Source organism: Acidobacteriota bacterium (assembly GCA_034211275.1).
In the GTDB taxonomy this organism is placed as follows: Bacteria; Acidobacteriota; Thermoanaerobaculia; order Multivoradales; family JAHZIX01; genus JAGQSE01.
This window is the reverse complement of the sequence record JAXHTF010000239.1, coordinates 1-9,577: the sequence shown is the minus strand read 5'-3', so window position 1 is coordinate 9,577 and position 9,577 is coordinate 1. Positions and strand designations below refer to the sequence as shown.

Genomic DNA, 9,577 nt, shown 5'->3' with positions numbered 1-9,577 from the left:
GCCCCTACCGGCTGGATCAAAGTCGTTCTAGCCGGTAGGGGCGACCCTCGTGGTCGCCCGCGCCCAGCAGTCACCGCGGCTCCGAACCCCGCGCCCAGAACGATCCCCAGGGTCACCTCTTGCGAAGCCCCCCAACACCGAGGGCAGGCACAAGACCTGCCCCTACACCTGGTCGACTGTCACGACCTGTCTTTCATCCTCGCGGGCGCTTCGGAGAATTATTTCCGCCCACTACCGCAACCGATCCTTGAGGCTCTGCAGCAGATTGAGGGCCGCCAGGGGGGTGAGCTCGTCGAGGTCCACTTCCCGCAGCAGGCCCGCCACCACCTCCTCCGGCGGAGTGAAGAGAGGCATTTGCGGAGGCTTGCTGGTGGCTTCCGGCGGTGCATGTTCCCCCTGGGCCAGCCGCGGTTTGCCGGAGAAATCGTACTCCTGGGATTCCAGGTTCGCCAGCACCTCCGACGCCCGCCGGGTCACGTCCTCCGGCAATCCCGCCAGCCGCGCCACCTGGATACCGTAGCTCTTGTCCGCCGCTCCCGGCACCACCCGCCGCAGGAAGATGATGCGCTCCCCCCACTCTTTGACGCTGAGGGTGCGGTTGACCAGCCGCGGCAGCACCGCGGCGAGCTCCGTCAGCTCGTGGTAGTGGGTGGCGAAGAGGGTCTTGCAGCCGGTCTCCCGGTGCAGATATTCGACGATGGCCCAGGCCAGGGAGAGACCGTCGAAGGTGGCGGTGCCGCGGCCCACCTCGTCGAGGATCACCAGGCTGTGGGCGCTGGCGTGGTGCAGGATGTTGGCGGTCTCGATCATCTCCACCATGAAGGTGGACTCGCCCCGGGCCAGGTCGTCACTGGCGCCGACGCGGGTGAAGATGCGGTCCACCACTCCCAGCGTCGCCTCCTCCGCTGGCACGAAGCTCCCCGCCTGGGCCATCAGCACCAGCAGCGCCACCTGCCGCAGGTAGGTGGATTTACCGCCCATGTTGGGTCCGGTGAGGAGGACGATCTGGGCTTCCTCGCCGTCCAGCTCGACGTCGTTGGGCACGAAAGGATCGGTACTGGTCTGCTCCACCACCGGATGGCGCCCTTCCCGGACGGTGATGGGTTCCCCCAGGGGCAGCATGGTGGGGCGACGGTAGCGACCCTTCACCGCCACCTCGGCGAAGGCGGTGAGGGCGTCGAGGCGGCCCAGCGCCGCCGCCAGCCGGGAGAGACCGGCACCGGCCTGGGCCACCCGTGCCACCAGGGCGGCGTAATGCTCCGCCTCCAGCGCCAGCTGCTTCTCTTCCGCTCCCAGGATCTGCTCTTCCAGCTCCTTGATCTCCGGGGTGATGTAGCGCTCGGCGTTGACCAGGGTCTGCTTGCGGATGTAGTGCTCCGGCACCAGGTGCTGGTTGGCCTTGGTGACCTCGACGTAGTAGCCGAAGACTTTGTTGTAGCGAATCTTGAGGGATGAGATGCCGGTGCTCTTGCGCTCGTTGGCCTCCAGCTCGAGGATGTGGCGCTTACTGTCCCGAGCCAAGGAACGGTGGCGGTCCAGCTCCTCGTCCACGCCCTCGGCGATGACGCCGCCGTCTTTGAGCTGGGTCGCCGGCGCTTCCTCCAGCACCCGCGCCAGCTCGGCGTGGAGATCCTGCAGGGGGTCGGTGGCCCCGAGCTCCGCCAGCAGCGGGCTCTCGCACTCGGCGGCCAGCGCCAGCAGCTCCGGCTGCAGCTCCAGGCTGTCCCGCAGCGCCGCCGTCTCCCGCGGCGCCAGGGTCCCCAGCACCGCCCGGGTGAGCAGTCGTTCCGGATCGCTGACTCGCGCCAACAGCTCCCGCAGGCGCTGGCGCACCTCGCCCTGCTGCACCAGCTCTCCCACCGCCTCGTGGCGTTGGCCGATGGCTGCCGGATCGCGCAGCGGGCGCCGCAGCCAACCCCGCAGGGTGCGGCCGCCGGGAGCGGTGACGGTACGGTCGAGCACCGACAGCAGAGTGCCCTTGCGGCCCCCTTCCCGCAAGCTGCGGAAGACCTCCAGATTGGCCAGGGTGGTGGAATCGATGACCAGCGCCTCGCCGCTCTCCCGCAGCGCCAGGCTCTGGATGTGGGAGAGGTCGCTGTGCTGGGTTTCCTGAGCGTAGGCCAGGGCCGCCGCCGCGGCGCGTACCGCCGGTTCCTTCTCCTCCAGGCCGAAGCCCCGCAAGGTCGTGGTGTCTAATTGCCGCTGGAGCAGCTCCGCCGCCCGCTTGCGATCGTAGAGCCGGTCCCCCTCGAGGGCGGTGACGCAGACGATCTCCCCCTCCAGGTGGCGCCGGATCGCCTCCGGCACTCCCTCCGCCTCGTAGAGAGCTTCCCGGGGGCGCATCAGCCGCAGATCCTCGATGCACTCTTCGACGCTCTCCCATCGGCGGACGAAGAAGCTGCCGGTGGAGATGTCGAGAAAGGCGCCGGCCCCCTGCTCGCCGTTCCACACGACGCTGGCCAGGTGGTTCTCCTCCTTGCCTTCCAGCAGGCTCGGCTCGCTCACCGTGCCGGGGGTTACCACCCGGGTCACCTCCCGCTTGACCAGCCCCTTGGCCTGGGCCGGATCCTCCACCTGATCGCAGATGGCCACTCGCAGCCCGGCCTTGAGCAACTTGCCGATGTAGGAATCCACCGAGTGGTGAGGCACGCCGCACATGGGAGCCTCGTTCTCCGAGCCCTTGTTGCGAGCGGTGAGGGTGACCTCCATCACTGGCGCGGCGCGCTCGGCGTCGTCGAAGAAGAGCTCGTAGAAATCCCCCATGCGGTAGAAGAGGATGGCGTCTTCGTGCTGCGCCTTGACCTCGAGATATTGACGCAGCATGGGCGTCAGCTTGGGAGGCCGCGCTGAGGACCCGGACTTCTTCCGTGAGCTGGCCTGCTTCGAGCTCTCCTCGGCGGCCTTCTTGCCTCGGGGCACTAGAGTCTCCTTGCTTCTCCCGCGCGGCTTCTACCGCGCGATCAGTTTCGACGCTTTGGGTGCTATTTCGCCGGCACGCAACGACGCAACAGGCTAGCCTACGGCCGGTTTCCGATCAACCGTGGAGCGACTCCGTCCCCCGATCCGACGACGCCGCGCTCGGGATCTCCCCGATCCCGGTATAATCGAGCGTCCATGTCTTCCCAAACCCCAGCCCCCGCCCCCGGTGACGCCGTCCTCGCCCTGGACACCGCCTCGCCGGTGGTCAGCGTCGCGGTGGTCCAGGGGGACCGCACTCTGGCCCTGGAGGCGGTGGCCCAACGGCAGAGCTCGCGCATCCTCCTGGGGCTGGTGGACCGGGTGCTGGAACGCTCCGGGATGACGCTGGAGACTCTCGGCGGCTTGGTGGCGATCCAGGGCCCCGGCAGCTTCACCGGCCTGCGGGTGGGGCTGGCGACGGTCCTGGGGCTGCACCAGGCCACCCGCCTGCCCGCCACCGCCCTCCCGACCCTGGAGGTCCTCGCCGCCGCCGCTGGGAAGCGCCCGGACGCCGACGATTCGAAGCCCGAGGTCGAGGGCACGGTGGTGGCGGTGGTGGACGCCCGCCGGGGAGAATTCTTCAGCCAGCGCTTCGCCGTGGGAAGCGATGGCCCAGCCTGGAAGGAAGTCCGGAAGGAAGCCCGGAAGGAAGCCCGGGAGGAGAGCTCAGCCACCCCCCACCCCCTGGAAGAACCCGTTCCTCTGGAACAGCCTCGGCGGCGCACCGGGGAGGAGCTCGCTCAGCTGGAGGTGAAGGCGGTCGCGGGCTTCGGCCTCACCCCTCTTCGCCAGCTTCCCCACTGGACCGACGACATGCGCTGGATCGAGCCCACTGCCCTCGCCGCCACCGCCGGCCATCTCGCCGCTTCCGGCCAGAATCGCTGGCAGCCCCGGCTACTCACCCAGCCCCTCTACCTGGAGGCTCCGGCGGTGAGCCGCCCCCGCTCCTGAGGCCGCCCCATGAGCGCTGCTGCAGACGCCGGCCCGACTCGAGCCCGAATCCGGCTACTGACCGCCGGCCCCGAGCATTTGGACCAGCTCGTGGACCTCGAAGCAGCCTGTCTCGACGATTCCTGGAGCCGGGCTCAGCTGGCGGACGCCCTGGATCACTCTCTCACCATCCTGGCGCTGCTCCCGGACGGCACCGGCGCCGGCTTCGCCCTCTTCCGGCCGCTGGGGGAAGAGGCGGAACTACTGCGCATCGGAGTGGCGCCGGAGCATCGGCAACGCGGTCTCGGGCGGTGCCTGTTGGACGCCGGGCTCCGGCGCCTGGCTCGGGCCGGCAGCCGAATCTGCCACCTGGAGGTCGCCGCCTCCAACGGTGCGGCCATCGCCCTCTACGAGAGCAGCGGATTCACCCTCCAAGGGCGCCGCCGGGGCTACTACCGGGGCGGCTCCGACGCCCTCTTGATGAGCCGCGGGGAGCCGTCGGCAAAGCCCTCCGAGAGGTCCGCCGGGACCGCTGGCGAGGGCACCCCGGAAGCTCGCCGGGAGCTTGATCCAGCCGGGGGCCGGTGATAGCCTCAAGCATCTCTAGATGAGACTTCTACATCCCATTCCGGTCCTTAGACCGAATCTCACAAGCCAACTTTCCCGCCCGCCGCGGTGGGCTCTCTACACTCCCTTCAAAGGAGGCACTTGCCGATGCCGGATTTCGAGGATTTGAGGCAGCAGCTGTCAGAAACGGATAGCGACTACCGCCGTTTGCACAAAGAGCACCAGGAGTACGAGCGCCGCCTGGAAGAGCTCAACGCCAAGTCCCTGCTGTCTCCGGAGGACGAAGCGGAGGAAAAGCGCATCAAGCTGCACAAGCTGCGCCTCAAGGACGAGATGGAACAGATTCTGCGGGAGCACGCCCGCGCCGAGGTTTCGGCCTAGGGGCTCCTAGCCGGCTGGACCGAGCCGCGGTCGCCGAGCCCGGATCGTCGGGTTCCTGGGCCACCGGGCCCACGGCCGCCGCTCCACCTCGTCTCCTCCCCACCAAGCCCGGTTCCGCACCGGCGCAGGGTAGTTTTGCCCCGCCGCTCCGGTACCGCCCTATGATCGTTGACCGCCATCTACCGAGGATCCCCCATGCGCTTCGCCCGTGAGGCCTGGCCTTTCGTTCTTCCCTTCGTCATCCTGGCGACCCTGCTGTTGTGGCTCGGCCACAACCTCTGGGCCGTGCTCTCCATGATCCTCGCAGTGCTCTTGCTGCTCTTCTTCCGCGACCCGGTGCGCCGCTTCTCCGGCGCGGCGGAAGCGGTGCTGGCACCGGCGGACGGCCGGGTGCTCAAGATCGACACCATCACCGAGCCGGAGATGGAAGACCGCCGCTATCAGCGCATCATCACCTTCCTCTCGGTGTTCAACGTCCACACCCAGACCGTGCCGGTATCCAGCGAGGTGGTCAGCTCCCGCCTCACCGCCGGTGCCAAACGGGCGGCCTTCCGCGGCGACATCGACAGCGTCAACGAGCGCCACCTCACCGTCCTGCGCACCGCCGGCGGCGAGCTCTTCGGCGTGCGCCAGATGGTCGGCCTGGTGGCCCGGCGCATCGTCTGCTACCTGCAGCCGGGAATGAAGGTCGAGCGCGGTGCCCCCCTGGGGCTGATCAAATTCGGCTCGCGGGTGGACCTGCTGCTGCCGGAGGGCTATCGCATCCAGGTCTCCCCCGGTGACACAGTGCGCTCCGGGCTGACGGTGATGGCCTTGCCGCCGACCCAGGCCGATGCCGCAGAAGATGCCGCCAAAGGCGCCGAGGCCCCACGGTGAGCAAGCCGCAGGGGAACAGTCAGGGAGGGGACCAAGGGAAGGCCCAGGGGAAAGTTCGGCGACGGCTGCGCCAGGGCACTTATCTCCTGCCATCGGCCTTCACCATCGGCAACATGCTCCTCGGCTTCTACGCCGTGGTGCTGGGGCTCAACGGCAATTTCCAGCGCGCCGCGGTGATGATCTTCGTGGCCGCCATCATCGACACGCTGGACGGCCGCATCGCCCGCCTCTCGGGCACCGAATCGGAGTTCGGCCGGGAATACGACTCCCTCGCCGACGTGCTCACCTTCGGCATGGCGCCGGGACTCCTGGGGTTCCTGTGGGGATTGGATCAGTGGGACCGCCTGGGCTGGCTGATCCCCCTCTTCTACGTCGTCTGTACCGCTACCCGGCTGGCCCGGTTCAACGTTCAAACCACCACCGACTACGATTCCCGCTATTTCGTCGGCCTGCCGGCGCCGGCGGCGGCCTGTGCCATCAGCTCGGTCCTCTTCTTCGCCCCGGATCCCAAAGTCCTGGAGAAGACCTGGTCCCTATCCCTCGAAGGCGCCATGATGCTCGCCTTCGTCACCATCGGCATCCTCATGGTCTCCACCTTTCGCTACCACAGCTTCAAAAAGTTCGACCTGCGGCGGCGCTGGAGCTACCGCGGCCTGATCCCCCTGGCAGCCATCCTGCTGACCCTGGTGTACTATCCGCCGGCCTTCTTCCTCGCCATCGGCTTCTTCTACACCCTCTCCGGTCCCGTCGCCTGGCTCGGAGGCCGCCTCCGGCGCTCGCCGATGACGACGCCGGAAGCCAGCGGCGATGCGGAACACACCTGAAGAGAGTCTCCTTGCATTCCGAGGCGCGCCGGCGATCCTGGAGTCGTTACTACATCCCGAATCCGCCCTTCCTCCTGGAGTCTGAATCATGACCGTTCTAGCCATGCTGCACCCCACCACGCTGGTGGGGCGCGAGATTCGTGAAACCCTCGAGAATCACCGTTCGCTGTGGTCACAGCTCAACCTCTTCTCCACCAACGAGGCGGAGGTCGGCACGCTGGTGGACGTCCGCGGCGCCGCCGCCATGGTCCAGGAGCTGCGGGGAGATTCCCTGGAAGGCGCCGACGTGGTGCTCCTCTGCGGCCCCTGGGCCGCCTGCGCCCCCGCCCTGGAACAGCTCCCCCCCGCCGCCACCGCCCTGGTGCTCAGCCCCGACGCCGGGGTCGCCGCCGGCAACCCCATCGTCGCCGGCATCAATCTGGAGGACGCCCAGCGCGGCGAGCGGATGCTCAGCCCCCACCCCGCCGCCGTCGCCCTCGGGCTGATCTTGAAGCCGTTGGCGGGTCTAGGACTGAGCGCGGTGACGGCGACGGTGATCCAGCCGGCGTCCATGCGCGATCAGGAAGGCCTCGACGAGCTCTTCGAGCAGACCCGCCGGGTCCTGGCCTTCGCCGGTGAGCAGCCCCGGGAGGTCTTCGGCCGCCAGCTGGCGTTCAATCTCTTCCCCCCGGAGGATGCTGCGCCGCCGGTGGCGGAGCTGGTGACGGCCCTGGTGGACTCAGCGCCGAAGCTCTCGGTGGAAATCCTCCAGGGCGGCTTCTTCCACGGCTGCGCCCTCAGCCTGGCCCTGGGCTTCACCGAGGATCCGGGCACGGAAGCGATCCGCGACGCCCTCTCCGACGCGCCCCACTTGGAGTGGGCGGGGGACGACGAGCTGAGCCCGGTGGACGCCGCGGCCCGGGAAGACGTGCTCATCGGCCGCCTGCGCCGCGACGCCGGCGGCTACCGCCTGTGGAGCGTCTCCGACAACCTCACCCGCGGCTCCGCCCTCAACGCGGTAGAAATCCTTCGGCATCTCTTCGATCAGGGCTGAGTCGGCCGGCTTTTGGGGCGGGGGGAAGTTAAACTAGCCCGGCGATCAACGGATCGAGAATTTACCGGAGCGCCCCATGCAACATCCCACCGCACCCTCCACACCCTCCGCACCGCCCTCGGCAAAACCCTCGACCAGCCCTCGAACCGCTGCCGTCGAGGGCATCGGCGCCTTTCGGCGGGTACCCCGCACCGGGGTCATCTACGTCACCTCCGAGGCCCAGCGGCGGGGCTTTCCCGGGGCGCCGGGGGAATGGTGCAATCTCGGCCAGGGACAGCCGGAAACCGGCCCGCTGCCCGGCTCGCCGCCCCGCGCCGAGGCGGTGACCATCGATCCCGAAGATCAGGAGTACGCTCCGGTGGCGGGGCTGTGGGAGCTGCGGGAGGCGGTGGCGGAGCTCTATAACCAGACCTACCGCCGTGGCATGGGGAGCCGCTACAGCGCCGAGAATGTGTGCATCTCCGGCGGCGGCCGCGCCAGCCTCACCCGCGCCGCGGCCTCCTTGGGTCATATCAACCTGGGGCACTTCCTCCCCGACTACACCGCCTACGAGGAGCTGCTGGATATTTTCCGCCTCTTCTCCCCCATCCCCATCCTCCTCGACGACAGCAAGGGCTACGCCTTCTCCGCCGAGGAGCTGCGCCGGGAGGTGATGGGCCGGGGTCTGATGGCGGTGCTGCTGTCCAATCCCTGCAACCCCACCGGTAAGGCGGTGGCGGGGGATGAGATGGCCTCGTGGGTGGAGGTGGCCCGCTCCCTGGACTGCTCGCTGCTCCTCGACGAGTTCTACTCCCGCTATATCTGGACCGGCGAGAGCCCGACCTTGAGCGCCGCCAGCCACGTCGAGGACGTGGACCGGGACCCGGTGGTGATCTTCGACGGCTTGACCAAGAACTGGCGCTACCCGGGCTGGCGGGTGACCTGGAGCGTCGGGCCCAAAAGCGTCATCGAGGCCATGGCCAGCGCCGGATCGTTCCTCGACGGCGGTGGCTCCAAGCCCCTGCAGCGGGCCGCCGTGGAGTTGCTGGAGCCCAGCCGGGTGCAGCAGGAGACCGAGGCCATTCAAACCGCCTTCTGGCCCAAGCGGGAGCTGATGCTGCAGAGGGTGCGGGAAATGGGTCTGGGGGTCGACCGCACGCCCGACGGCACCTTCTACACCTGGGTCAACCTGCGCCGGCTCCCCCCTAGCCTGGCCGACGGTATGTCCTTCTTCCGCGCCGCGCTGGACCATCGAGTGATCTGCGTCCCGGGGGTCTTCTTCGACGTCAACCCGGGACAGCGCCGTGCCCGCCACCGCTCCCGCTTCCACCAGCACGTGCGCCTCTCCTTCGGCCCCGAAATGGAAGTGGTGTCGGAAGGCCTGGACCGCCTGGCCAAGATGATTCGCGAGGCCGGCGGTTGAAGACCTTGCGCCGGCGGAGCGCTACCGCGCCGCTGCTGGCGCCTCGCTGGCTGGCAGGCCTCTTCCTCTTCGCCGTCAGCGCCTGGGCGCTCATCCCCCAAGTCGGCTGCCTCGCTCCCGACCACGGTACCGGCGAGGAGGCGGTGCTCCAAGCCTTCCATCGGCAGGCCGAGGAGGTGCCCGTCGAGGTGGAGGGAGAGATCATCCGGCTGCTCTCCGACGATCTGCAAGGCTCCCGCCACCAACGCTTCATCCTGCAGCTGGACGGCGGTCACACCCTGCTGATCAGCCACAACATCGACCTCGCCCCGAAGGTACCCGCCGAGCTCGGCGACCGGGTGGTAGTGCACGGTGACTACGTCTGGAACGAGCGCGGCGGCGTGGTCCATTGGACCCACCACGACCCCCGGGGCCGCCGCGCTGGCGGCTGGATCCGCCACCGCGGTCAGCTCTACCGCTGATTCGTCGGCTGAAAAACTTGGGAGAATCGGGATAGAGGCGGCCGGGATTCGCCCCGGCCGTCCCCTCCCACACCACCGGACATGCGGGTCCGCATCCGGCGGTTCGAAGAGTTGAGGTTACGCGGCAAGCCGGGGTACTCCCAGC

9 protein-coding genes are annotated in these 9,577 nt (G+C 68.6%); 8 read left to right on the top strand and 1 reads right to left on the bottom strand.

All coding sequences use genetic code 11. From position 1 onward, the window contains the following. Positions 1 to 231: 231 nt before the first annotated feature. Positions 232 to 2,919 carry a DNA mismatch repair protein MutS gene (gene mutS, locus SX243_23385; GenBank protein MDY7095929.1) on the bottom strand — a complete coding sequence of 896 codons (2,688 nt, stop codon included), beginning with the start codon at positions 2,917 to 2,919 and terminating at the stop codon, positions 232 to 234. A 195-nt stretch (positions 2,920 to 3,114) separates the two neighbouring features. Between mutS and tsaB the strand changes: the two genes are divergently transcribed. The 8 genes from tsaB (at position 3,115) to SX243_23345 (ending at position 9,432) form a co-directional block, all read left to right on the top strand. Beyond that, positions 3,115 to 3,909, top strand: coding sequence for a tRNA (adenosine(37)-N6)-threonylcarbamoyltransferase complex dimerization subunit type 1 TsaB (gene tsaB / locus SX243_23380; protein ID MDY7095928.1), 795 nt, complete (start codon positions 3,115 to 3,117; stop codon positions 3,907 to 3,909). A 9-nt stretch (positions 3,910 to 3,918) separates the two neighbouring features. Beyond that, the gene (locus SX243_23375) at positions 3,919 to 4,476 is read left to right on the top strand and encodes a GNAT family N-acetyltransferase (GenBank protein ID MDY7095927.1); all 558 of its coding nucleotides are present in this window, start codon (positions 3,919 to 3,921) and stop codon (positions 4,474 to 4,476) included. A 126-nt stretch (positions 4,477 to 4,602) separates the two neighbouring features. Beyond that, positions 4,603 to 4,836: a YdcH family protein gene (locus SX243_23370; protein MDY7095926.1), complete on the top strand. Its 234-nt coding sequence runs from the start codon at positions 4,603 to 4,605 to the stop codon at positions 4,834 to 4,836. Positions 4,837 to 5,031: 195 nt separating this feature from the next. After that, a complete protein-coding gene (locus tag SX243_23365; protein MDY7095925.1) occupies positions 5,032 to 5,712 on the top strand; it encodes a phosphatidylserine decarboxylase in 681 nt (226 codons plus the stop codon). Beyond that, complete coding sequence (gene pssA, locus SX243_23360; GenBank protein ID MDY7095924.1) at positions 5,709 to 6,536, top strand: CDP-diacylglycerol--serine O-phosphatidyltransferase; 828 nt, start codon at positions 5,709 to 5,711, stop codon at positions 6,534 to 6,536. Before SX243_23365 ends, pssA begins: the two co-directional genes overlap by 4 nt. An 88-nt stretch (positions 6,537 to 6,624) precedes the next feature. Further along, positions 6,625 to 7,569: an Asd/ArgC dimerization domain-containing protein gene (locus tag SX243_23355; protein ID MDY7095923.1), complete on the top strand. Its 945-nt coding sequence runs from the start codon at positions 6,625 to 6,627 to the stop codon at positions 7,567 to 7,569. 76 nt (positions 7,570 to 7,645) lie between these two features. Further along, positions 7,646 to 8,971, top strand: coding sequence for a pyridoxal phosphate-dependent aminotransferase (locus tag SX243_23350; GenBank protein ID MDY7095922.1), 1,326 nt, complete (start codon positions 7,646 to 7,648; stop codon positions 8,969 to 8,971). Next, on the top strand, positions 8,968 to 9,432 hold the full coding sequence (locus tag SX243_23345) for a DUF3465 domain-containing protein (protein ID MDY7095921.1): 465 nt from the start codon (positions 8,968 to 8,970) through the stop codon (positions 9,430 to 9,432). Before SX243_23350 ends, SX243_23345 begins: the two co-directional genes overlap by 4 nt. Positions 9,433 to 9,577 lie beyond the last annotated feature (145 nt).